The organism is Pseudomonas sp. HMSC063H08, from assembly GCF_001813645.1.
GTDB classification, from domain to species: domain Bacteria; phylum Pseudomonadota; class Gammaproteobacteria; order Pseudomonadales; family Pseudomonadaceae; genus Pseudomonas; species Pseudomonas aeruginosa.
Map to the genome: position 1 here is coordinate 113,137 of NZ_KV813561.1, position 24,279 is coordinate 137,415.

19 protein-coding genes are annotated in these 24,279 nt (G+C 68.2%); 11 read left to right on the forward strand and 8 right to left on the reverse strand.

All coding sequences use genetic code 11. The features are described 5' to 3' along the window. Positions 1 to 10 precede the first annotated feature (10 nt). The 5 genes from pyrR to gshB form a co-directional block, all read right to left on the reverse strand. The gene (gene pyrR / locus HMPREF2924_RS25645; RefSeq protein WP_003084574.1) at positions 11 to 523 is read right to left on the reverse strand and encodes a bifunctional pyr operon transcriptional regulator/uracil phosphoribosyltransferase PyrR; all 513 of its coding nucleotides are present in this window, start codon (positions 521 to 523) and stop codon (positions 11 to 13) included. 111 nt (positions 524 to 634) lie between these two features. Beyond that, complete coding sequence (ruvX, locus tag HMPREF2924_RS25650; RefSeq protein ID WP_003084575.1) at positions 635 to 1,069, reverse strand: Holliday junction resolvase RuvX; 435 nt, start codon at positions 1,067 to 1,069, stop codon at positions 635 to 637. Next, positions 1,069 to 1,638 carry a YqgE/AlgH family protein gene (locus HMPREF2924_RS25655; protein ID WP_023124801.1) on the reverse strand — a complete coding sequence of 190 codons (570 nt, stop codon included), beginning with the start codon at positions 1,636 to 1,638 and terminating at the stop codon, positions 1,069 to 1,071. Before HMPREF2924_RS25655 ends, ruvX begins: the two co-directional genes overlap by 1 nt. Before the next feature lie 48 nt (positions 1,639 to 1,686). Then, on the reverse strand, positions 1,687 to 2,580 hold the full coding sequence (locus HMPREF2924_RS25660) for a TonB family protein (protein WP_003084580.1): 894 nt from the start codon (positions 2,578 to 2,580) through the stop codon (positions 1,687 to 1,689). 146 nt (positions 2,581 to 2,726) lie between these two features. Next, positions 2,727 to 3,680, reverse strand: a complete 954-nt coding sequence (gene gshB / locus HMPREF2924_RS25665; RefSeq protein WP_003110019.1) for a glutathione synthase — start codon at positions 3,678 to 3,680, stop codon at positions 2,727 to 2,729. Positions 3,681 to 3,935: 255 nt separating this feature from the next. On the opposite strand from gshB, the gene pilG reads away from it, so the two are divergent. The 10 genes from pilG to HMPREF2924_RS25715 all read left to right on the forward strand — a co-directional run bounded on the left by pilG (position 3,936) and on the right by HMPREF2924_RS25715 (position 18,869). Beyond that, positions 3,936 to 4,343, forward strand: coding sequence for a twitching motility response regulator PilG (gene pilG / locus HMPREF2924_RS25670; RefSeq protein WP_003084583.1), 408 nt, complete (start codon positions 3,936 to 3,938; stop codon positions 4,341 to 4,343). Positions 4,344 to 4,389: 46 nt separating this feature from the next. After that, positions 4,390 to 4,755, forward strand: coding sequence for a twitching motility response regulator PilH (gene pilH, locus HMPREF2924_RS25675; protein ID WP_003084587.1), 366 nt, complete (start codon positions 4,390 to 4,392; stop codon positions 4,753 to 4,755). Between the two features lie 50 nt (positions 4,756 to 4,805). Next, positions 4,806 to 5,342 carry a chemotaxis protein CheW gene (locus tag HMPREF2924_RS25680; protein ID WP_003084590.1) on the forward strand — a complete coding sequence of 179 codons (537 nt, stop codon included), beginning with the start codon at positions 4,806 to 4,808 and terminating at the stop codon, positions 5,340 to 5,342. A gap of 84 nt (positions 5,343 to 5,426) precedes the next feature. Beyond that, complete coding sequence (gene pilJ / locus HMPREF2924_RS25685) at positions 5,427 to 7,475, forward strand: chemotaxis chemoreceptor PilJ (RefSeq protein ID WP_003084592.1); 2,049 nt, start codon at positions 5,427 to 5,429, stop codon at positions 7,473 to 7,475. 60 nt (positions 7,476 to 7,535) lie between these two features. Next, the gene (gene pilK / locus HMPREF2924_RS25690) at positions 7,536 to 8,411 is read left to right on the forward strand and encodes a type 4 fimbrial methyltransferase PilK (RefSeq protein ID WP_003128960.1); all 876 of its coding nucleotides are present in this window, start codon (positions 7,536 to 7,538) and stop codon (positions 8,409 to 8,411) included. Positions 8,412 to 8,422: 11 nt separating this feature from the next. Continuing rightward, positions 8,423 to 15,853: a chemotaxis signal transduction system protein ChpA gene (gene chpA, locus HMPREF2924_RS25695; RefSeq protein ID WP_023094491.1), complete on the forward strand. Its 7,431-nt coding sequence runs from the start codon at positions 8,423 to 8,425 to the stop codon at positions 15,851 to 15,853. After that, positions 15,846 to 16,877: a chemotaxis protein CheB gene (locus HMPREF2924_RS25700; RefSeq protein ID WP_003084598.1), complete on the forward strand. Its 1,032-nt coding sequence runs from the start codon at positions 15,846 to 15,848 to the stop codon at positions 16,875 to 16,877. The genes chpA and HMPREF2924_RS25700 overlap by 8 nt, the downstream gene beginning before the upstream one ends. After that, complete coding sequence (locus tag HMPREF2924_RS25705; protein WP_003084602.1) at positions 16,874 to 17,380, forward strand: chemotaxis protein CheW; 507 nt, start codon at positions 16,874 to 16,876, stop codon at positions 17,378 to 17,380. Before HMPREF2924_RS25700 ends, HMPREF2924_RS25705 begins: the two co-directional genes overlap by 4 nt. A 7-nt stretch (positions 17,381 to 17,387) precedes the next feature. Next, positions 17,388 to 18,182 (forward strand): AraC family transcriptional regulator, encoded by a 795-nt coding sequence (locus HMPREF2924_RS25710; RefSeq protein WP_003128976.1) that lies wholly within the window; start codon positions 17,388 to 17,390, stop codon positions 18,180 to 18,182. A 75-nt stretch (positions 18,183 to 18,257) separates the two neighbouring features. Beyond that, positions 18,258 to 18,869, forward strand: coding sequence for a LysE family translocator (locus HMPREF2924_RS25715; protein WP_003084610.1), 612 nt, complete (start codon positions 18,258 to 18,260; stop codon positions 18,867 to 18,869). A gap of 7 nt (positions 18,870 to 18,876) precedes the next feature. Here HMPREF2924_RS25715 and HMPREF2924_RS25720 read toward each other — a convergent pair whose 3' ends face one another. The 3 genes from HMPREF2924_RS25720 to HMPREF2924_RS25730 form a co-directional block, all read right to left on the reverse strand. Then, a complete protein-coding gene (locus HMPREF2924_RS25720) occupies positions 18,877 to 20,292 on the reverse strand; it encodes a hypothetical protein (RefSeq protein ID WP_003128978.1) in 1,416 nt (471 codons plus the stop codon). A gap of 34 nt (positions 20,293 to 20,326) precedes the next feature. Further along, on the reverse strand, positions 20,327 to 21,049 hold the full coding sequence (locus tag HMPREF2924_RS25725; protein ID WP_003128980.1) for a 16S rRNA (uracil(1498)-N(3))-methyltransferase: 723 nt from the start codon (positions 21,047 to 21,049) through the stop codon (positions 20,327 to 20,329). Positions 21,050 to 21,141: 92 nt separating this feature from the next. Next, entirely contained in the window at positions 21,142 to 22,545 is a 1,404-nt protein-coding gene (locus HMPREF2924_RS25730; protein ID WP_023094492.1) for an adenosylmethionine--8-amino-7-oxononanoate transaminase, read from the reverse strand. A 173-nt stretch (positions 22,546 to 22,718) separates the two neighbouring features. Between HMPREF2924_RS25730 and HMPREF2924_RS25735 the strand changes: the two genes are divergently transcribed. Then, entirely contained in the window at positions 22,719 to 24,209 is a 1,491-nt protein-coding gene (locus HMPREF2924_RS25735; protein WP_003118815.1) for a flavin monoamine oxidase family protein, read from the forward strand. Positions 24,210 to 24,279 lie beyond the last annotated feature (70 nt).

A 24,279-nucleotide genomic window follows, 5' to 3' on the forward strand; every position in this document is an offset into this window, starting at 1 on the left:
GTGAAGAGGATCAGGAAGCGGAGGAAAGGACCTTGCGCTCGAGGGCGAGCGGTGCGGGACCGACCAATTTTACCCGTTCATCGCGACCCAGGGACAGGGTCTGGCCGACCACGTCGGGGCGGATAGGCAACTCCCGGGCGTTCAGGTCGAGCAGGCAGACCAGGGTCACGCTGGCCGGACGGCCGTAGTCGAACAGTTCGTTGAGCGCGGCGCGGATGGTGCGGCCGCTCATCAGCACGTCGTCCACCAGTACCAGGTGCTGGCCGTCGATCTCGAACGGCAGCGCCGACGGGCGGACCTGCGGATGCAGGCCGTTCTGGGTGAAGTCGTCGCGGTAGAAGGAGACGTCGAGGGTGCCCAGCGGCTCTTGGTTGCCCAGTTCCCTCAGCAGCGCCTCGGCGACCCAGATGCCGCCGGTATGGATGCCGACGAAGCGCGGCCGCTCGATGCCGCGCTCGGCGAGATGGGCGCGCAGGTCGCTGGCCATGCGCGGCAGGAGTTCGGCGGGATTGGGTAGGCTCATGGTGGCTCCTCGCTGACATCGATGGGATGGCCGCCGGGAGAGCCCGCTGTAGGGAGGCGCCCGCGGTGGCGAAAGCATAATGGCAACCGGCGGCGTGCCGGCTGCCATGGGTCAATCCGGGTGTTCGGCCAGCCAGCCTTCCAGCAGCAGGGCGGCGGCCAGGGCGTCCACCGGTCGCTCGCGGTAGCCGTCGCGCTGGCCCTGGGCCAGGCGCTCGCCCTTGGCGGCATAGGTCGTGAGGCGTTCGTCGTGGGTAAAGACCGGCAGGTTGAAACGGCCGTTGAGGCGGCGGCCGAACTTTTCCGCGCGCTCGCTCATCTCGCTTGGGCTGCCGTCCATGTTCAGCGGCAGGCCGACGACGATGGCGTCCGGCTGCCATTCCTTGATCAGCGCTTCCACCCGGTTCCAGTCCGGCACGCCGTTCTGCGCCTTCAATACGCACAGCTCGCGGGCCTGGCCGGTCACCGCCTGGCCGACGGCGACGCCGATCTGCCGGGTGCCGTAGTCGAAGCCCAGCAGCAGGCGCAGCGGCTTGTCGCTGGCCATCAGGCGTGACCGGCCTGGGCGGTGAGCAGGCTGAGGTTGACGCCCAGGCGCGCGGCGGCGGCGCTGAGGCGCTCCTCGGCCGGCAGGTCGAAGAGGATCGCCGGGTCCGCCGGGCAGGTCAGCCAGGCGTTGTCGCTCAGCTCGGCCTCCAGCTGGCCGGCTTCCCAGCTGGCATAGCCGAGGCTGATCAGGCTCTTTTCCGGGCCGGTGCCGGCGGCGATGGCGAACAGCACGTCCTGCGAGGTGGACATCGCCAGCTCGCCCAGTTCCAGGGTCGACTGGTAGCTCAGGCCGCTGGGATGGAGGACGAAGCCGCGGTCGGTCTGCACCGGGCCGCCGTTGTAGATGTCGATGTGCTGGCAGCGCGCCGGCGGCAGGGCGTCCGGCTTGAGCTGTTCGAGGACTTCCGCCAGGTTGAGGCCGCTGGGACGGTTGATCACCAGGCCCATGGCGCCCTGCTCGTTGTGTTCGACCAGGTAGGTCACGGTCTGGGCGAAATTGGGGTCGGCCATGTGCGGCATGGCGATCAGGAAATGATGCTTGAGGTAGGTTGGGCTGCTCTGTTTCATGGCCGCTAGTGTCCTGCTTCGGACGCGAGAAAGCCAGCCTTGCCGGCGCTACTTGCTGGACAGCCGGTCGCCGCGTTCGAAGCGCCAGGTACGGATGATCTCCAGCCGGTCGATGTCGGCCAGGTCGCCGCTGAACGGCGCATAGGGCGCGGCCAGGCGGACGATGCGCTGGGCGGCCTGGTCGAGGATCGGCTCGCCGGAAGACTCCAGCACCTGCACCTCGTAGATGGTGCCGTCGCGGTTGATCGACACCAGCAGCCGCAGGCTGCCGTAGAGCTTCTGCCGGCGGGCCTCGTCGGGGTAGTTGAGGTTGCCGATGCGTTCGATCTTCTTGCGCCAGTCTTCCTTGTACCAGGCGCCCTTGTCGCGCATGGTCGAGGCGGCGCTCAGGCGGTGGATGCGCGGGCGCTTGGCGTAGGCCTGCTGCTCCTTGGCCAGGTCGGCCTCGAGGCTGGCGATTTCCGCCGACAGCTGGGTTGAGTCGAAATGCGGCGCCGGCTTGGCGACCTGCTCGGCCTTCTGTGCCTGGGTCTTGCTCGGTGCCTTCTGCTGGCGCTGGCGGGTGGTGGTCACCGCGGCCTTGGGCGCCTCTTCGCTCCTGGCCTGCTTCGGCGTAGCCGGCGGCGCGACTTTCTTCACCTGGTTGTCCTGGAACGGCGCGACCTCGGTGGTCTTCGGCGCGGCCTTGTGCTCCAGGGTACCGCTGCCCTGCTGGTTCATCTGCGCGAGGTAGTCGGCCTTCTCCGGCGCCTTGTCGCTCTTGAAGGTGGCCAGGGTGATTTCCAGGGTCTTGCTGATCTGGCTCGGCGCGGGCATGGAGAAGCCCACCCCGAGGATGAAGGCGACGTGCAGGATGGCTGCGATGAACAGGGTGAAGCCCAAACGGTCCGCCGGGCGGACGCCGGCAGCGGCGGAGGGGGACTTGAGGACGGCGGCGTTCATTGCGGATCGTGGTGGCTGGCGTGGGGCGAAGTCTGCCGATGGGGGGCGGAAAAGTCTATGACGCACTCCGCGCCTTGGACACGCGGTCGCTCGCCGTGGCGCATCGGCCGGGCCGAGGCGGGCGGACCGAGGCCCGCCCGCGCGATTCAGCGGGCAGCCAGTTGGGCGGCGATGGCGTCCATCAGCTTGTCGCCGATTCGGGTGTCGAAGGCCTGGTCGATCTCGCGGATGCAGGTCGGGCTGGTGACGTTGATTTCCGTCAGATAATCGCCGATCACGTCGAGGCCGACGAACAGCAGGCCGCGCTCGCGCAGGTACGGGCCGACCTCGGCGGCGATCCAGCGGTCGCGCTCGCTCAGCGGCTGGGCCACGCCGCGGCCGCCGGCGGCGAGGTTGCCGCGGGTCTCGCCCTGGGCGGGGATGCGCGCCAGGCAGTAGGGCACCGGTTCGCCGTCGATCATCAGGATGCGCTTGTCGCCGTCCTTGATTTCCGGCAGATAGCGCTGCGCCATGATCTGCTGGCTGCCATGCTGGGTGAGGGTCTCGAGGATCACCGAGAGGTTCGGGTCGCCTTCGCGGTGACGAAATATCGACGAACCGCCCATTCCGTCCAGGGGTTTGAGAATGATGTCACGATGCTCGGCGGCAAACTCGCGCAGAATATCGGATCGCCGGCTGACCATCGTCGGCGGAGTGCACTGGGTGAACTGCGTGGCGAAGAACTTCTCGTTGCAGTCGCGCAGGCTCTGCGGCCGGTTCACCACCAGGGCGCCGGCACGCTCGGCCTGTTCCAGCAGGTAGGTCGAATAGACGAATTCGTTATCGAAGGGCGGGTCCTTGCGCATCAGGATCACGTCCAGTTCGTGCAGCGGTTGGTCGCTTTCCGCTTCCAGTTCGAACCAGCGGGAGGCATCGTTGAAGACCTTCAGCGGGCGCATGCGTCCACGCGCGACGCCGGCCTTCTGGTAGAGGTCCTGCTGTTCCATGTAGAACAGCGACCAGCCGCGGGCCTGGGCAGCCAGCAGCATGGCGAGCGAGCTGTCCTTCTTGAAGTTGATGCGCGCGATGGGGTCCATGACGATCCCGAGGCGTACGCTCATGGGAATTCCTCCGAAAGGGGGGTGGGTTGTCCGGTCGCGGCGGGGAGGCCGCGTGGCAAGCGGGTTTGACGCTCAGGTTGGCGCCCCGTTTGCGCTTGGTCAAGGAAAAAGCCGGCCTGTTCCGGGCATTATGGATAGAGTTGCGTCGAGTGTGCTAAAAAGGCCCGCGATTGGGTCGCAGCCCGTCGGTGACAGGGCGTTAGCGCACTGAAGAAAACACAGAAGAATGATTCACCGAGTCGATATAGGGCGAACATGGAACAGCAATCCGACGGTTTGAAAGTGATGGTGATCGACGATTCGAAAACGATTCGTCGCACCGCCGAAACACTGCTGAAAAAGGTCGGTTGCGACGTGATCACGGCAATCGACGGCTTCGATGCCCTGGCGAAGATCGCCGATACCCATCCGAACATCATTTTCGTCGACATCATGATGCCGCGCCTGGATGGCTATCAGACCTGCGCCCTGATCAAGAACAACAGCGCGTTCAAGTCCACCCCGGTGATCATGCTGTCCTCCAAGGACGGCCTGTTCGACAAGGCCAAGGGGCGCATCGTCGGCTCCGACCAGTACCTCACCAAGCCGTTCAGCAAGGAAGAGCTGCTGGGCGCGATCAAGGCACACGTACCCAGCTTCACCCCGGTGGACGCCGTTTCCTGATATCCGGCCGCATGGCCGTTGATGCTTATTTCGTGATGGGGATCCCATGGCTCGTATTTTGATTGTTGATGACTCTCCGACCGAGATGTACAAGCTGACCGCCATGCTGGAAAAGCATGGTCACCAGGTACTCAAGGCCGAGAACGGCGGCGACGGCGTCGCCCTGGCCCGCCAGGAAAAGCCCGACGTGGTCCTGATGGACATCGTCATGCCCGGCCTCAACGGCTTCCAGGCGACCCGTCAGTTGACCAAGGACGCCGAGACCAGCGCCATCCCGGTGATCATCGTCACCACCAAGGACCAGGAGACCGACAAGGTCTGGGGCAAGCGCCAGGGCGCTCGCGACTACCTGACCAAGCCGGTGGACGAAGAGACCCTGCTGAAAACCATCAATGCGGTGCTGGCGGGCTGAGCCCGTCGCAGCGCATCGCTCACCCTGACCCCGGAAAGACCAGGCCCCGCATGTCGGACGTTCAGACCCCCTTCCAGCTCCTCGTCGACATCGATCAGCGCTGCCGACGCCTGGCCGCCGGCCTGCCGGCCCAGCAGGAGGCGGTGCAGAGCTGGAGCGGGATCGGCTTCCGCATGGGCGGGCGGTTCTTCGTCGCCCCCATGGGGGAGGTCGGCGAAGTCCTGCACGAACCGCGCTATACCCAGCTGCCGGGCGTGAAGACCTGGGTCAAGGGGGTGGCCAACGTACGTGGCCGCCTGCTGCCGATCATGGACCTCTGCGGTTTCCTCGGCACCGAACTGTCGCCCTTGCGCAAGCAGCGGCGGGTGCTGGTGGTGGAGCACCTGGACGTGTTCGCCGGCCTCATCGTCGATGAGGTGTTCGGCATGCAGCACTTCCCGGTGGACACCTTCAGCGAACAGCTGCCGCCACTAGAAGCGGCACTGCAACCCTTCATTCATGGCGTCTTCCATCGAGAGCAGCCGTGGCTGGTGTTCAGCCCGCATGCGCTGGCGCAACACCAGGGCTTCCTCGACGTCGCCGTATAAACAGCTTCACCGGTTGGGCCGGTCTGCCGGCCCGTGTCGTGACATGGAAATCGTAATCGTGGTCGGTCCGGGCGGGGGCCAAATATGAAGAAAATCAACGCAGGCAATCTTTTCGCGGGCATGCGCAGCAGCTCGGTGATCGCGGGGCTGTTCATCGTCCTCATCGTCTCGATCGTGTTGCTGTTCGCCAACTTTGCCTACCTCAACACCCAGTCGAACCATGACAAGCAGTACATCGGCCATGCCGGCGAACTGCGCGTCCTGTCGCAGCGGATCGCGAAGAACGCCACCGAAGCGGCGGCGGGCAAGGGCGAGGCGTTCAAGCTCCTGAAGGATGCGCGCAACGACTTCGAGAAACGCTGGAACATCCTGGTCAACGGCGACGAGAGTACATCCCTGCCGCCCAGCCCCGAAGCGGTGAAGCCGCAGATGGACGTGGTGCAGCAGGACTGGGACGGCCTGCGCAAGAACGCCGACTCCATCCTCGCCAGCGAACAGACCGTACTGTCCCTGCACCAGGTGGCCTCGACCCTCGCCGAAACCATCCCGCAGCTGCAGGTGGAATACGAAGAGGTGGTCGACATCCTGCTGGAGAACGGTGCCCCGGCCGACCAGGTCGCGGTCGCCCAGCGCCAGTCGCTGCTCGCCGAGCGTATCCTCGGCTCGGTGAACAAGGTGCTGGCCGGCGACGAGAACTCGGTGCAGGCCGCCGACAGCTTCGGCCGCGACGCCAGCCTGTTCGGCCGCGTACTGAAGGGCATGCAGGAAGGCAACGCGGCGATGAGCATCTCCAAGGTGACCAACGCCGAGGCGGTGGATCGCCTGAACGAGATCGCCGAACTCTTCGAGTTCGTCTCCGGCTCGGTGGACGAGATCCTCGAGACCTCGCCCGACCTGTTCCAGGTCCGGGAAGCGGCGAACAACATCTTCAGCGTTTCGCAGACCCTGCTGGACAAGGCCTCGCAACTGGCCGACGGCTTCGAGAACCTGGCCGGCGGGCGTAGCATCAACCTGTTCGCCGGTTACGTCCTCGGCGCCCTGGCCCTGGCCTCGATCATCCTGATCGGCCTGGTGATGGTGCGCGAGACCAACCGCCGGCTGGCCGAGACCGCCGAGAAGAACGACCGCAACCAGGCCGCGATCCTGCGTCTGCTCGACGAGATCGCCGACCTCGCGGACGGCGACCTGACCGTGGCCGCGACCGTGACCGAGGACTTCACCGGCGCCATCGCCGACTCGATCAACTACTCCATCGACCAGCTCCGCGAACTGGTGGAGACCATCAACCAGACCGCCGTGCAGGTGGCCGCAGCGGCCCAGGAAACCCAGTCCACCGCGATGCACCTGGCCGAAGCCTCCGAGCACCAGGCGCAGGAAATCGCCGGCGCCTCGGCGGCGATCAACGAAATGGCGGTGTCGATCGACCAGGTATCGGCGAACGCCTCGGAATCCTCGGCGGTAGCGGAACGTTCGGTAGCCATCGCCAACAAGGGCAACGAGGTGGTGCACAACACCATCACCGGCATGGACAACATCCGCGAGCAGATCCAGGACACCTCGAAGCGAATCAAGCGCCTCGGCGAGTCGTCCCAGGAGATCGGCGACATCGTCAGCCTGATCAACGACATCGCCGACCAGACCAACATCCTCGCCCTGAACGCCGCGATCCAGGCGTCGATGGCCGGGGACGCGGGCCGCGGCTTCGCCGTGGTAGCGGACGAGGTACAGCGACTGGCGGAACGTTCCTCGGCGGCGACCAAGCAGATCGAGGCGCTGGTGAAGACCATCCAGACCGACACCAACGAAGCGGTGATCTCGATGGAGCAGACCACCTCCGAGGTGGTCCGCGGCGCGCGCCTGGCCCAGGACGCCGGTGTGGCCCTGGAGGAGATCGAGAAGGTATCCAAGACCCTCGCGGCACTGATCCAGAACATCTCCAACGCCGCCCGTCAGCAGGCATCGTCGGCCGGCCACATTTCCAACACCATGAACGTCATTCAGGAGATCACCTCGCAGACCTCCGCCGGTACCACCGCCACCGCGCGGAGCATCGGCAACCTGGCGAAGATGGCGAGCGAGATGCGCAACTCGGTATCCGGCTTCAAACTGCCGGAGGGCGTGGAGCAGGCCTGAGCATAGGCGCGGCGGCCGCCTGGCGGGCGCCGCGTCGACACCTTGGACGAGGGGCACGGCATGCAGGCGAACGGCGTCTGGTCACTGCAGCCGCTGGCCGATATGTCGGCAGCGGAGTTCCGCGACTGGCAGGTCCTGTTGGAGAACCGCACCGGCGTGGTGCTCAACGAGCAGCGCCGGACGTTCCTGCAGGCCAGCCTGACCGCGCGCATGCGTGAACTGGGCATCGGCGACTACCACAGCTACTACCGCCAGGTGACCGACGGTCCGCGTGGCGCAGTGGAGTGGGCGACCCTGCTGGACCGCCTGACCGTCCAGGAAACCCGTTTCTTCCGTCATCCCCCGTCTTTCGAGCTGCTCGAGCGCTACCTGGGCGATCGCCTGCGCCGCGAAGGCATGCCGCGGCCCTGGGCCCTGTGGAGCGTCGGCTGCTCCAGCGGCGAGGAACCCTACTCGCTGGCGATGTGCGCCGCGCAGGCGTTGCGCGGGCAGGAACGGGAAGATTTTTTCGGCGTCACCGGGACGGATATCAGCCTTCACGCCCTGCAGCGGGCGCGGCAGGCGAACTATCCGGCCCGCAAGCTGGAGCAACTGGAGGCCGGGCTGGTCGAACGCTATTGCGAACGCCAGGCCGACGGCAGCTTCAGCGTGAAAACGATACTGACCGAGCGCGTCTGCTGCGCCCGGCTGAATGTGCTGGACCTGGCGAAGGCGCCCTGGTCCGGCATGGACGTGATTTTTTGTCAGAACCTGCTGATCTACTTCCGTCGCTGGCGACGGCGCGAGATCCTCAACCGGTTGGCCGAACGGCTGGCGCCGGGAGGCTTGCTGGTGATCGGGGTCGGCGAAGTGGTCGACTGGAGCCATCCGGAGCTCGAGCCGGTCGCCGACGAGCGGGTCCTGGCCTTTACCCGTAAGGGGTACTCAGGCACATGAATGGAGTGGCTATGGGTGACCGGCACGACTACGTCGCTCTGGAATGGGTGAAAGGCGAGATCGCCGAAACCCTGAAACAGGCGCGCCAGGCGCTGGAAGCGTTCGTCGAGAACCCGCAGGACCCGACCCGCATGCGGTTCTGCCTGACCTACGTGCACCAGGTGCAGGGCACCCTGCAGATGGTCGAGTTCTACGGCGCGGCCCTGCTCGCCGAGGAAATGGAGCAGTTGGTCCAGGCCTTGCTGGACGGTCGCGTGCCGAACCAGGGCGAGGCCCTGGAAGTGCTGATGCAGGCGATCCTGCAACTGCCGGTCTACCTCGACCGGATCCAGACCGCCCGGCGCGACCTGCCGATGGTGGTCCTGCCGCTGCTCAACGACCTGCGCGCCGCGCGCGGCGAGAAGCTGCTCTCGGAAACCAGCCTGTTCGCGCCCGACCTGTCGCAGCGCCAGCCGCAACTGGACGGCGAGGCCATCGCGCAACTGCGCACCGACGAACTCGGCGGCTTGCTGCGCAAGCTGCGCCAGACCCAGCAGATGGCCCTGGTCGGCCTGCTGCGCAACCAGGACGTGGCGACCAGCCTCGGCTACCTGGCGCGTGTCTATGCGCGCCTGGAGGGCCTGTGCCGCGAGGCACCGCTGGGGCCGCTGTGGAGCATCGCTTCCGGCCTGGTCGAGGGCCTGGCCAACGGTAGCGTGGTCAACAGCGCCTCGGTGCGCACCCTGCTGCGCCAGCTCGACCGCGAACTCAAGCGCCTGGTCGAGCAGGGCGCCGACGGCCTGAACCAGGCCGCGCCGGACGAGCTGGTGAAGAACCTGCTGTTCTACGTGGCCAAGGCGCCTTCGCAGTCGCCGCGAATCCGCGCACTGAAGGAACAGTACCGCCTCGACGAGGCGCTGCCCGACCACGAGACGGTGGACGCCGAGCGCGCCCGCCTCGCCGGACCCGACCGCGACGCGATGCGTTCGGTGGTCGGTGCGTTGTGCGAGGAACTGGTGCGGATCAAGGACAGCCTCGACCTGTTCGTGCGCAGCGACCGTGGCCACCCCTCGGAACTGGACGCCCTCCTGGCGCCGCTCAAGCAGATAGCCGATACCCTGGCGGTACTCGGCTTCGGCCAACCGCGCAAGGTCATCCTCGACCAGTTGGACGTCATCCACGCCCTGGCCCAGGGCCGCCGCGAGCCGAGCGACGCGATCCTGATGGACGTCGCCGGCGCGTTGCTCTACGTCGAGGCCACCCTGGCCGGCATGGCCGGTCCCGGCGACGAGCGCAACAGCGAGGAAAGCCGCCTGCCCACCACCGATGTGGCGCAGATCCACCAGTTGGTGATCAAGGAAGCGCGCAACGGTCTGGAGCAGGCCAAGGACGCGATCATCGAGTTCATCGCCTCGCAGTGGAACCACGAGCACCTGGCCCGCGTGCCGGAGCTGCTGACCCAGGTCCGCGGCGGCCTGGCGATGATCCCGCTGGAGCGCGCCGCGACCCTGCTGGAAACCTGCAACCGCTATATCCAGGAACAGCTGCTGGCGCGCAAGGCGGTGCCGGACTGGCAGAGCCTGGATACCCTGGCCGATGCCATCACCAGCGTCGAGTATTACCTGGAGCGCCTGAGCGAGGACCATGCCAGCCAGAGCGACCTGATCCTCGACGTCGCCGAGGACAGCTTGGCGAACCTCGGCTATACGCTGAAACCGAATTCGTCGGCCCCGGCCGAGCCCGGCCTGTCCGGGCCCGCTGCCATCGCGTCCCCGGCTGCCGAGCCGGAGAGGCCGGAGGCGGTCGTCGAGGTCGCCGAGACAGCGGAGCAACCGCCCGCCGACACGGCTCCTGCCGAGGCGGCGAGGGGAGATGCCCCGCTGCTGGCCAGCGACGACAACTGGACCCTTGGCGAAGTCGCGCCCGACGCCGGCGAGCCGTCCCTCGACCTGGCCCTGGACCTGCCGCTGGACGATTCCGCCGAAGTGCCGCCGGCGTTGCCGGAGGTGGTCGAGGAGAGCGGCCAGCCGCAGTCGACCCCGGCGCCTGCCCGCAGCCTGGACGATTTCAGCCTCGACGAGATCGATCTCTCCGGCCTCGACCTGCCCGCCGATGCGGCCCCGGCCTCCGGGCCGGCGGCCCTGGCGGACTGGTCGCTGCCGGAGCAGTGGGGGCTCGGCGATGACCTGGCGCAGCCGGCGCAGGCCGACGAGACGTTGGATCTGAGCCTGGAGGAGCCGGCGCTGTCCTTCGACGCGCCGCTGGAAAGCCTCGAGCCGTTGCCGGCGCTGGAGCCTTTCGACGGCTCCGCTGAACAGGAGCTGGTTCTCGATGCGCTCGATCCGCTGCCGCTGGATGTAGCCTTGCCGGAGGCGGAGGGCGAGGTGTCCGCCTGGGAGGGCTCGAGCCTGGAGGAACTGGATCTTTCCGACCTCGATCTCCCCGAGGTGCAATTGCCCGAGGCCGAGGCGCCGCCTGCCGCCGAGGCGCTCGCCAGCGCAGCGCCGGCCCTGTCTCTGGCCGAGGTGATGGCTGCGCCGGTGCAGCCGATCAACCCGCCGGCGCAGAACGTTCCGGTCAGCCTGCTGCCGCCGCCGGCCGACGAGGAGCCGGTGGACGAGGAACTGCGCGAGGTCTTCATCGAGGAGGCCGGCGAGGTCCTGGAGACCCTCGGCCGCTACCTGCCGGCCTGGAAAGCCGACCACGACGACCGCGACGCGCTGACCGAGGTACGCCGTGCCTTCCATACCCTCAAGGGCAGCGGACGGATGGTCCGTGCCCTGGTGATCGGCGAACTGGCCTGGTCGATAGAGAACCTGTTCAACCGCGTGCTCGATCGCAGCATCGCCGCCAGCGAGCCGGTGCAGCGAGTGGTGGACCAGGTCGTGGCCCTGTTGCCGGAGCTGGTCGAGGAGTTCGCCGCCAATGCCCAGCGCCAGCGCGACGATGTCGACCTGCTGGCGGCCACCGCGCATGCCCTGGCCAAGGGCGAGCCGCTGCCGGAACCGCCGGCGCCGGACGACGGCGGAGTACCGCCGGAAGCCGGGGCGGAGCAGCCGTCGAGCCAGGAGAACGGCGTCCAGGCGCCGCCATTGGCCGACGCGCCGCAGGCCGCTGCCGAGGCGCAGAGCGACGTCGAACTGCTCGATCCGCAACTGCTGGAGATCTTCACCAACGAGGCGGAGACCCATCTCGAGGCCCTGGTCGGCTTCCTCGCCGACTGCGCCCGCGAACTGCCGCAGCCGGTCACCGATGCCTTGCAGCGTGCCCTGCATACCCTCAAGGGTAGCGCGCACATGGCCGGCATCCTGCCGATCGCGGAGATCGCCACGCCGCTGGAAAAACTGGTCAAGGAATACAAGTCCAACCTGCTCGCCTTCGACCTGCGCGAAGCCGAGTTGCTGCATGACGCCGAGCAACTGTTCCGCATCGGCCTGGAACAGGTCGGTGCGCACCGGCCGTTGAACCCGATCCCCGGCAGCGATGCGCTGCTGGAGCGTATCGAGGCACTGCACCAGGAGCGCATCGCCTCGCTCGAGGCCGAGCGCTACAGCGATGCCGGCGAGCGCCGCGATCCGTTGCTGATCGAGGCGTTCCTCGTCGAAGGCATGGACATCCTGCTGGACGCCGAGGACTTGCTCGAGCGCTGGCACGAGCATCCGCAGGAGCGCCAGGAGCTGAGCGCGCTGCGCGAGGAACTCAGCGCTCTGGACCAGGGCGCCCGGCATGCCGAGCTGCCGCAGGTGGAAGAACTCTGCCAGGCCTTGCTGGCGCTCTACGATGCCGTCGAGGAAGGCCGCCTGGCGGTCAGCCCGGCGTTCTTCGAGGAAGCCCGCCAGGCCCATGAGGCGCTGATCGGGATGATGGACCAGGTCGCCGCCGGCCTGCAGGTCACGCCGCGTCCGGAGCGGGTCGCGGCCCTGCAGGAACTGTTGGAAGCGCCCGCCGCCGAGGCCGTTCCGTTCATCGACCCGGAGAGCCTCGGCGCCGACGATTTCCCCCCGGAAGACGAAGAGCTGGCCCTCCCCGAGGCGGTCTTCGAAGAGGCCGGGACGCCTGCCGAGGAGACCGTACCGGCAGCGCCTGCACCGGCTCCCGGCCGCGAGCTGGACGAGGAAATGGTGTCGATCTTCCTCGAAGAGGCGGTGGACATCCTCGAAAGCGCCGGCCAGGCACTGGCCCAATGGCAGGCCGAGCCGGGCGCGCTGTCTTCGCTCAGCGCCCTGCAGCGCGACCTGCACACCCTCAAGGGCGGCGCACGAATGGCCGAGATCGCCGAGATCGGCGACCTGGCCCACGAGCTGGAGGCCCTCTACGAAGGACTGGTCGACCGCCGTTACCAGCACTCCCCGCAACTGGCCGGATTGCTGCAAGCCTGTCACGACCGCCTGGCCGAACAGCTCGACCAGTTGAGCGCCGGCCAGCCCCTGGCCGACCCGCACGACCTTATCCAGGCGATCCGCCGGTTCCGCCAGGGCCCGCTGGCCGAGGCCGCGACACCGGGCGAGGCGGAAAGCCCCGTCGAGGAACTCGTTGCACCGGCCGTCGAGGAGCCCGCCGTGCCTGCCGCGACGCAGCCGCCCGCTGCGGAGGCGTTCGAAGAGCGCGATCCCGAACTGGTGGAGATCTTCCTCGAGGAAGGCTTCGATATCCTCGACAGCGCTGCCGCCGCGTTGCAGCGCTGGATCGACGACGTCGACAACACCATCGAACTGGAAGCCTTGCAGCGCGACCTGCATACCCTCAAGGGCGGTGCGCGGATGGCCGAGATCGGCGAGATCGGCGACCTCGCCCATGAGCTTGAATTCCTCTACGAAGGCCTCTGCGGCGGACGCCTGCGCGCCAGCCCGGCCTTGTTCGGCCTGCTGCAGCGCTGCCACGACGAGCTGGCCGAGATGCTCGAGGCGGTGCGTGGCCATCGCACGCTGCCCGACGGGCAGGCGCTGATCGCGGAGATCAGGCGCCTGCGCAGCGATCCCGACGAGCAACTGAGCGTACCCACCAGCGTCAGCCTCAAGCCGCTGGCGGCGAAGGGTGCGGCGGCCGACGAGAGCGAGATCCTCGACATCTTCCTCGAGGAAGCCGACGACCTGCTGGAGAACCTCGAACTGGCGCTCGGCCGCTGGGACGGCGGCAACGGCGACGCCCAGCCGCTGGACGACCTGCTGCGGATCCTGCACACCCTCAAGGGCGGCGCGCGCCTGGCCGGGCAGACCGAGCTGGGCAACCTGGCCCACGACCTCGAGCAGCATCTCACCGATGCGCAGCAACAGGGCGCGCCGTGGCCGGACAGCCTGCTGCTGGATGCGCAGTCGGGGCTGGAAGGCCTGCAGCGGCAGGTCGACCTGTTGCGCGAGCGGCTGGCCGAGGACGACGAGGCCGGTGAACGGCCCGAGCCCGCCCAGGCGCTGGTCCAGGCCGACGATACCGACCGCGCGGTGGCCTCCGCGCTGGCCGAGCTGACCCGCCTGGCCCCGGCGGCCGGCGCGATCATGGCGGCCGAGGCGGCGCCTCCGGCTGCCCCGGCCACCACCCTGCCGTTCGTGCGCAAGGCCCAGGAGGCGGCCCAGGAGGCCGCTTCCCGGCGTGCCCCGCAGGAACTGGTGAAGGTGCCGGCGGAACTGCTGGAGAACCTGGTCAACCTGGCGGGCGAGACCTCGATCTTCCGCGGCCGGGTCGAGCAGCAGGTGAGCGACGTCGGCTTCACCCTCGGCGAGATGGAGTCCACCATCGAGCGGGTGCGCGACCAGTTGCGCCGCCTCGACACCGAGACCCAGGCGCAGATCCTCTCGCGTCACCAGGCCGATGCCGAACGCGCCGGCTACGAAGAATTCGACCCGCTGGAAATGGACCGCTATTCGCAGTTGCAGCAGCTCTCGCGCGCACTCTTCGAATCGGCCTCCGACCTTCTCGACCTGAAGGAAACCCTGGCGGCGAAGAACCGCGACGCGGAGACCCTGCTGCTGCAACAGGCGCGGGTCAACACCGAACTCCAGGAAGGCCTGATGCGCACCCGCATGGTGCCGTTCGATCGGCTGGTACCGCGTTTGCGGCGGATCGTCCGGCAGGTGGCCGGCGAACTCGGCAAGCAGGTCGAGTTCGTGGTCGGCAACGCCGACGGCGAGATGGATCGTACCGTTCTCGAACGCATCGTCGCGCCGCTGGAGCACATGCTGCGCAACGCCGTGGACCACGGCATCGAGTCCGGCGAGACGCGCCGCGCGGCGGGCAAGCCGGAGCACGGTACGATCCGCCTGAACATCGGCCGCGAGGGCGGCGACATCCTCCTCACCCTCTCCGACGACGGCGCCGGCATCCGCCTCGACGCGGTACGGCGCAAGGCCATCGAGCGTGGCCTGATGAGCGCCGACAGCGACCTCAGCGATCATGAAGTGCTGCAGTTCGTGCTCGAGTCCGGTTTCTCCACCGCCGAAAAGGTCACCCAGATCTCCGGGCGCGGCGTCGGCCTCGACGTGGCCAACTCCGAGGTCAAGCAGCTCGGCGGCTCGGTGAGCATCCAGACCGAGCCGGGCCAGGGCACCCGCTTCAACGTGCGGCTGCCGTTCACCGTGTCGGTGAACCGGGCGCTGATGGTGCTATCCGGCGAGGATCTCTACGCGGTGCCGCTGAACACCATCGAGGGCATCGTGCGGGTTTCGCCCTACGAACTGGAGGCGCTCTACGACCAGCGCGGCGAGGCGGGGCTGGATACGCCCAGCTTCGAATACGCCGGGCAGTCCTACGAACTGAAGTACCTCGGCGAGCTGCTGAACAACGGCCAGGAACCCAAGCTGGTCGGCCAGTCGCTGCCCTTGCCGGTGATCCTGGTGCGCTCCTCGGAGCATGCGGTGGCGGTGCAGGTCGACTCGCTGGCCGGTTCCCGCGAGATCGTGGTGAAGAGCCTCGGTCCGCAGTTCGCCGGGGTCGCCGGGATTTCCGGGGCGACCCTGCTCGGCGATGGCCGGGTGGTGGTGATCCTCGACCTGCTGGCGACCATCCGCTCCCGGCACGCGCTGCTCGGCCAGGAAAACCGTCGCGAACGCCTGGCGCTGCGCCAGGAAATGGCGGCGAGCGAAAGCGAGCAGCAGCGGCCGCCGCTGGTCATGGTGGTGGACGACTCGGTCACCGTGCGCAAGGTCACCACCCGCCTGCTGGAGCGCAACGGCATGAACGTGCTGACCGCGAAGGACGGCGTGGACGCCATCGCCCAGCTCCAGGAGCACCGTCCGGACATCCTCCTGCTGGACATCGAGATGCCGCGCATGGACGGTTTCGAGGTCGCCACCCTGGTGCGCCACGACGAGCGCCTGGGCAACCTGCCGATCATCATGATCACCTCGCGGACCGGCGAGAAACACCGCGAGCGCGCGCTGGGCATCGGCGTCAACCAGTACCTCGGCAAGCCTTACCAGGAAACCGAGCTGCTCGAAGCCATCCAGTCCCTGGTCGGCCAGCATGAGTGAGCGCGCCACGCCACGGGTCGCGGTGATCGCCGACACCTCGTTGCAGCGCCACGTGCTGCAACAGGCGCTGCTCGGCCATGGCTACGAGGTGGTGCTCAACGCCGACCCGGCCAGGGTCGACGACGCCGCGCTGGAGTGCGCGCCTGACCTGTGGCTGGTGGACCTGACCCAGCAGGACGACTCGCCGCTGCTGGACAGCCTGCTGGAGCAGGACCGTGCGCCGGTGCTGTTCGGCGAGGGCCACGCGCCGGAGCGGCATACCGAACATTACCCGCGCTGGGAGCGGCGGCTGATCGGCAAGCTGAAGCGCTTGATCGGCGACCCCAGCGATGGCGTTGGCGACAGCCTCGGCGCATTGCTCGACGAGGAGCGTCCGCCGCGCCTGGAGATTCCCGGCGACCTCGCGGCGATGCCGCTGCAGGCCGGCGAAGCGGCCCGCGAGGTGTGGCTGCTGGCGGCCTCGCTCGGCGGCCCGGCGGCGGTGAAGGCATTTCTCGACGCCTTGCCCGGCGGCCTGCCGATCGGCTTCCTCTATGCCCAGCACATCGACGCCAGCTTCGAGCAGAACCTGCCGCAGGCAGTCGGCCGGCACAGCCAGTGGCATGTGAAGAACGTCCGCGACGGCGAAGCGCTGCGTTGCGGCGAGGTCATGGTGGTGCCGGTGCTGCACGAACTCGGTTTCCACCACGACGGGCGGCTGAAATGCAGCCAGCGTCCCTGGCCGGAACCCTACACCCCGTCCATCGACCAGATGATGCTCAACCTGGCCCAGCAGTTCGGGCCCGACTGCGGGGTGATCGTCTTCAGCGGCATGGGTAGCGACGGCAGCGCCGCTGCCGCCTACGTGCGGCGCCAGGGTGGCGAGGTATGGACCCAGCGCGCCGACAGTTGCGTCTGTTCGAGCATGCCGGACAGCTTGCGCGAAGCCGGTTACAGCAGTTTCAATGCCAGCCCCCGCGAACTGGCCGAGGCATTGGTCAAGCATCTGGCCGCACGCTGCGCGCCGACAGGAGTCGAAACATGAACCAGGCCGTGATCGAGCAGGATGGCATGAGCCGGAACACCCCAGCCAACCCGACCCCGGACAGCCTCACCGGGCTGCTCCTGCCGCTGAGCGACCGCACCCTGCTGTTGCCCAACGTCGCCGTGGCCGAACTGATCGCCTATCGCAACCCGCAGGTCGCCGCCGGCGTGCCGCAGTGGTACCTGGGCCAGGTGGCCTGGCGCGACCTGCGCCTGCCGCTGCTGTCCTTCGAGGCGGCCTCCAGCGGCGAACAGCAGCCGGTACTCGGCAGCAGCGCGCGGGTGGTGGTCATCAACGCCCTCGGCGGACGACCCCATGTGAAATTCCTCGCCCTGCTGGTGCAGGGCATTCCGCGCTCGGTGCGGCTGGACGCCAATCTCGCGAGCACCGCCGCGCCGCTGGCGGCGCTGGAACTGGCGGCGGTGGACATCGGCGGCGAAACCGCGCGGATTCCGGACCTGGCCGGGCTCGAAGAGAAGCTCGCCGACGCCGGCCTGATCTGAGCCGTCCATGGCCGGCCTGCAGCACGCGCGGATCGGCGCCTCCCTCGAGGTCGCCAGCGCCAGCCTGGCCGGGCACCGCTTCGAGAAGCACAGCCACGACGAGTTCGTCATCAGCGCCAACCTCTGCGGATTGGAAGATGTCTGGCTGGATGGCCGTACCTTCCAGGCCGACAGCGGCGACCTGACCCTCTACAACCCGGGGCAGATCCAGGGCGGCGGCGTCCGCGACGGCCAGCCCTGGCGCTTCGCCAGCCTCTATCTGCCTGCCGCCGAACTGGCGAGCAGCCTGGATCTTTCCTCCGTCGAGTTCGACCGCCCGCTGCTGCGCAATCCGGCGCTGGGCCGCGAGTTGGCCGCCAGCATCGAAGCCTTGCTGGCCAGCGACCGCTTCGCCCGCGAACGGGGCGAGGAGCGCCTGCTGGAGTTCCTCGGCCGCCTGCTGGCGGCGAGCGGCACCCGCCTGCCGCAGAGGGCCGATCCTGGGCGCCCGGCTGTCGCCCGCCTGCAGGCGCTGCTCGCCGAGCGCCTGGCCGAGCCGCCGGACCTGGATGGGATGGCGGAGCAGGTGGGCCTGTCGAAATACCACCTGCTGCGGGCGTTCAAGAAGGCCACCGGGCTCAGCCCGCGACAGTGGAGCATGCAATTGCGCACCCGCCGCGCCCTCGGCCTGTTACGCCGTGGCCTGGCGGTGGGCGAGGTGGCCCACGCCCTGGGCTTCGCCGACCAGAGCCACCTGACCCGTTACTTCACCAGCGCCTACGGCATTTCGCCGGGCCGCTACCAGCGCGCCGTGCGCGGCTGAACTGCGCAATCCGGTTCAAGTCGGCGCCGCCGCCGGCCGGGATAATCCGACGACCCACCACGGAGTCGTCGTTCCATGCTCGCCATCTTCCTCGCCGCCCTGCTGTTCGGTTTCGCCTTCAATGTTTCCCCTGGCGCGGTGTTCAGCGAAACGCTGCGCCGCGGTTTGACCGGCGGCTTCCGCCCGGCGTTGCTGGTGCAACTGGGGTCGCTGATCGGCGATGCCGTCTGGGCCCTGCTCGGGCTCACCGGGCTGGCGCTGCTGCTGGGCTACGAACAGGTGCGGATTCCCCTGACCCTGGCCTGTGCCGCCTACCTGGCCTGGCTCGGCGTGCAAGGCTTGCGCGACGCCTGGAGTCCGCCGCTGGCGGCGGAGGATGCCGGCGAGCAGGGGCGCAACGCCTTCGGCGCCGGCGCGGCGATCTCCCTGTCCAATCCGAAGAACGTGGTCTATTGGGGCGCCCTCGGCAGCGCCCTGGCGGGGATCGTCGACGGCACGCCGAACCAGGCGCAGTCGCTGGTGTTCTTCGCCGGTTTCATGCTCTCGTCGCTGATCTGGTGCTTTTGCTGCGCGGCGCTGGTGGACTGGCTGCGGCGCAACACCTCGCTGTTCTGGCACCGCGTCAGCTACGCCGGTTGCGGCGTGCTCCTGCTCGGCCTGGCAGGACTGGCGCTGCGCGGGCTGTAGCCGCGCCTCAGGCCGGCGCCAGGCGCCGCCGCAGCAGGCGTTGGCGCAGGCTTTCGAACCTGCCGAGGTCGACATGCCGGGCATGGTCGCCGACGACGATCCGGCCGTCGGGCAGCTCCGCCCAGTGCTGTAGTCCGCCCTCCAGGTCCAGTTCGCCGTAGCGGATGCGCAGCGCCCGGCCGGATTCGAGGTGCCAGAGCTGGGCGAGGTCCCGCGAGCGATGCGGTTCCAGCCACGGTGCCAGGAGCAGCCAGCCTCCGTCCAGGGCCTGGAGCTTCAGGTAGGGACCTTCGGCCAGGCCGTCCAGCGAGTGGCTGCGGATCTCGCCGCTGTCGAGCCGGCCTTCGCAGAGCGTTTCACGCTCCAGCCAGACGATGGTCCCGGGCGCCGCCGAGGTCGGTTGCGCCGGATCGGCGGGCAGATCCTTGCCGACGGGGAACGGCAGGGGCTGGATGCGTGCCTCGCGCCATTCGAAGAACTGCCCGCGGGAGAGCAGGCAGACGCGCTGGTCCGGAGTGGTGAAGACCGCCGGCGGATTCTCGATGGAGTGCCGCGCTTGCGGCACCTCGAAGAGCAACCGTGGTTCGTCGTTGCCCTGGGCGAAGCCCGGATAGAGGAAGAACAGGCCGCGGTCGGCCAGGAGCAGGTCGTCCCCGGCCAGGCCGATGGCAAGTTCCGGGGTGCGGCGTTGGCGCAACGACTGCGCCGGCGGCAGCGGCAAGGGCGGTAGTTCGGGCGTCAACGAGGCGAGGTCGCGGGAGCGATGCAGCCAGGCGTAGGGGCTTCCCGAACGGGTCATCCTGACCCAGGCGTGCAGGCCGTCCGCCGAACTGGCCCGGCAGAGCAACGCGCCCTGGGTTTCCTCCGCGCCATCGGGCAGGCGTTGCAGCCTGGGCCATTGGCGCAGGTCCAGCAGGTTGCGGCTGTCCTCGCCCGGCAGGCGGGCGATGGCCAGGCCGGGCGCCAGGTGCTCGGCGTGTTCGAGGCAGATGTAGGCCGAAGCCGGCGCCAGGCCGGCCGGCGCGGCGGCGGGGAGGGCCGCCCGGGCGCCCTCGGGGGCGTTTTCCTGGCGCAGCGTGCGGGCGTTGTGGCCCTGCGCTGCGAGCGCATCGAGGAGGCGCTGGCTGTGGGTGGCGCCGACCACGTACAGGTTCAGGCTGTCGTCTTCGTCCAGGCGTTCCACCAACGCCAGTCCGAGGGATTCCAGCTCCTGGCCGAGGGCTGGCAGGAAATCCTCGGGAAGGTCGTCGCGCAGGCGCTCCAGCAGCGTCTCCAGTGCGGCGGAGGCCAACTGCGGGAAGCGTCCGGCATAGTCTCGGCGGAGTACGCCGAGCACGTCGGGCAGGCGGATCTTCCAATCGAAGGTAACGGGCGTGTCCATGCGTGCGATCCGTTGCGAAGTGGGTTGCGCAACGGTATTCACTGGCTGTCGCCGTTGTAAAGCGGCGGGAGAGATATCAGGCGAAGTCGCCCCAGAGTTGCTGGGCCACCGCCAACGCTACCACCGGCGCGGTCTCGGTGCGCAGCACTCGCGGGCCGAGGCGCGCGGCGTGGAAGCCGGCCGCCTTCGCCTGCTCCACCTCGGCATCGCTCAGGCCGCCTTCGGGACCCACCAGGAAGGCCAGGCGCGACGGCGGCACATGGCTGGCCAGGGGGGCGGCCACAGGGTGCAGGACCAGCCTGAGCTCATCGTCCCGCCCGCGCAGCCAGTCCTCCAGGGCCAGCGGCGGATGGATCAGCGGCAGGCTCGAACGGCCGCACTGCTCGCAGGCGCTGATCGCCACCTGGCGCCAGTGTTGCAGGCGCTTGTCGGCGCGCTCGTCCTTCAGGCGCACTTCGCAACGCTCGCTGACGATCGGGGTGATTTCCGCCACCCCCAGCTCGGTGGCCTTCTGGATCGCCCAGTCCATCCGCTCGCCGCGCGACAGGCCTTGCCCCAGGTGGATACGCAGGGGCGAGTCGGGCTGGCCGGCGAACTGCTCGCGGAGTTCGACGCGGACATTCTTCTTGCCGACCTCGACCAGCTCGCCGAGGTATTCCCGGCCGCTGCCGTCGAACAGTTGCACGGCGTCGCCCGTGGCGTGCCGCAGCACGCGGCCGATGTAGTGGGCCTGGGTCTCGGGCAGGTCGTGCTGGCCGAGGGCGAGGGGCTGGTCGACGAAGAAGCGGGACAGGCGCATGGCGATTCGAGGGTAGTGGCGACAGGCGCGCAGTTTACTGCCTGCCGCGGGGCGCTGGAACCGGCCCCCTCGGGACGAAGGGGCGGCGACGTTCAGCCCGGATCGCGGTGGTCCGGGTGGAAGTCGCTGACCGCCACGCTGACCGCGTCGCGGGTGGCGATGTCGATGCCTTCGCTGGCCACCTCGGCGAGGAAGTCGATCTGCTCCGGGGTAATCACGTAGGGCGGCAGGAAATACACCACGCTGCCCAGCGGGCGCAGCAGCGCGCCGCGCTCCAGGCCATGCTGGAAGACCTTCAGGCCGCGGCGCTCCTGCCAGGGGTAGGGCGTCCTGGACGCCTTGTCCTGGACCATTTCGATGGCCAGGACCATCCCGGTCTGGCGCACCTCGGCGACATGCGGGTGGTCGGCCAGGTGCGCGGTGGCCCTGGCCATGTGGGTGGACAGCGCGCGGTTGGCCTCGATCACCTTGTCTTCCTCGAAGATGTCCAGGGTCGCCAGGGCGGCGGCGCAGGCCAGCGGGTTGCCGGTATAGGTGTGCGAGTGGAGGAAGGCGCGCAGGGTCTGGTAGTCGTCGTAGAAGCCCCGGTAGATGGTCTCGCTGGTCAGCACCGCGGACATCGGCAGGTAGCCGCCGGTGAGGGCCTTGGACAGGCAGAGGAAATCCGGGGCGATGCCGGCCTGCTCGCAGGCGAACATCGTCCCGGTGCGGCCGAAGCCCACCGCGATCTCGTCGTGGATCAGGTGCACGCCATAGCGGTCGCAGGCTTCGCGCAGCAGCTTGAGGTAGGCCGGATGGTACATGCGCATGCCGCCGGCGCCCTGGATCAGCGGTTCGACGATGACCGCGGCGATCTCGTCGTGCCCTTCGGCCAGGGTGCGCTCCATGTGGGCGAACATGTTCCGCGAATGTTCTTCCCAGCACATGCCGTCCGGACGCAGGAAGCAGTCCGGGCTGGGCACCTTGATGGTGTCCAGCAGCAGCGACTTGTAGGTTTCGGTGAACAGCGCCACGTCGCCCACCGACATCGCCGCGATGGTTTCGCCGTGGTAGCTGTTGGTCAGGGTGACGAAGCGCTTCTTGCGCGGCCTGCCGCTATTGAGCCAGAAGTGGTAGCTCATCTTCAGCGCGACCTCGATGCCCGCCGAGCCGCTGTCGGCGTAGAACACCCGGTCGAGCCCCGGCGGGGTGATCTTCACCAGTCGCTCCGACAGCTCGATCACCGGCTGGTGGCTGAATCCGGCGAGGATCACGTGCTCCAACTGGTCGACCTGGTCCTTGATGCGCTGGTTGATGCGCGGGTTGGCGTGGCCGAACACATTGACCCACCAGGAACTGACCGCGTCGATGTAGCGCTTGCCTTCGAAATCCTCCAGCCAGACGCCTTCGCCGCGGCGGATCGGGATCACCGGCAGGCGTTCGTGGTCTTTCATCTGGGTACAGGGATGCCAGAGTACGTTCAGGTCGCGCTGCATCCAGTCGGCGTTAAGGCCCATGGGCTGTCTCCTCGGATCGATCGGCAAAGCCTATGCAATGGGGGTGAGATGAACAACCCGGTGGGTTGGGACACATCCGACAGCAGCCGCCGACGGACTCCTATGGTGGCCCAAACGGCTCTGGCGTATGCTGCGCGCCGTTGCGTCTTTGCTTTTTTTCTGGGGAGTCCGGTATGTCGTTAAGGTGGCTGCGCGCCGCGGCGTTTCTCATGTTGGGGGTGTTCAGCGCGGTGGCGCTGGGCAAGGATAAACAGCCTACGGCGATCGTCGTCGGCGCGGGCCTGGCAGGCCTGAGCGCGGCCTACGAATTGCAGAAGGACGGCTGGCAGGTCACGGTGCTCGAGGCGCGGCCGCAGGTGGGCGGGCGTTCCGGCCTGGCCACCAGCGAATGGGTCGGCAACCAGAAGGTCCAGCCCACGCTCAATGCCTACCTGGACACCTTCAAGCTGAAGCCGGTGCCGGCGCCGGACTTCGTCCGCACCCCCAGCTACCTGATCGACGGCCTGTACTACAGCAGCAGCGATCTCGCGCTCAAGCAGCCGAACGTCGCCGCCGACCTCAAGCGCTTCGAGTCGACCCTGGACGATCTCTCGGCATCGATCTCCGATCCGCTCAACCCCGCCTCGAGCAATACCCTGTTCGCCCTCGACCAGATGAACGCCGCGCGCTGGCTGGACAAGCTGAACCTGTCGCCGACCGCGCGCCTGCTGGTCAACCAGCGTATCCGCTCGCGCTACGACGAACCGTCGCGCCTGTCGCTGCTCTACCTCGCCCAGCAGGGCCGCGCCTACCGTGGCGTCGATGACCGCGACCTGCGCGCGGCGCGCCTGCCCGGCGGCAGCCAGGTGCTGGCGGAAGCCTTCGTCAAGCAGATCAAGACGATCAAGACCAAATCCAAGGTGTCGAGCATCGTCCAGGCCAAGGACGGCGTCGCCGTCAAGGCCGGCAGCGAGACCTACAAGGCCGACTACGTGGTTCTCGCCGTGCCGCTGAAGGCGCTCGGCCAGATCCAGATGACCCCGTCCCTGAGCGGTACCCAGATGTCCGCGCTGAAGGGCACCAACTATGGCTGGCGCGACCAGATCCTGCTGAAGTTCAAGCGCCCGGTGTGGGACGACAAGTCGCGCCTCTCCGGCGAGATCTTCAGCGACCAGGGCCTGGGCATGATCTGGGTCGAGCCGGCGCTGAAAGGCGGCGCCAACGTGCTGATCAACCTGTCCGGCGACAACGCCCGCGTGCTGCAGGCTTTCGGCGACCGGCAGATGGTCGACCAGGTGCTGATCCGCATGAACAAGTTCTATCCGAAGATGCGCGGTGCCTTCGCCGGCTACGAAATTCGTCGCTACAGCGCCGACCCGGGCACCGGCGGTTCCTACCTGGCCTACGGTCCGGGCCAGGTGACGCGCTTCTGGCGGATCTGGGAACAGCCGCTGTCGCGGGTCGCCTTCGCCGGCGAGCACACCGATGCGCTGTACCCCGGCACCATCGAGGGGGCGCTGCGCAGCGGCAAGCGCGCCGCCAGCCAGGTGCGCGACCTGTACGCCGGCAAGACTCCGGTGATCGAGGGCGCGCCGATGGTGGCGAAGGCCGAGAAGGTAGCCGCACCGACGACCGGCGGCGAGAAGAAGAACCCGTTCGCCTGGTTCACCCGCCTGTTCGATTGATTCCCTTCGCCGGCGCCGGAAGCTCCGGCGCCTTGCGCTTCCCGGTTCGCAGCGCAATCCAGGGTTTTTT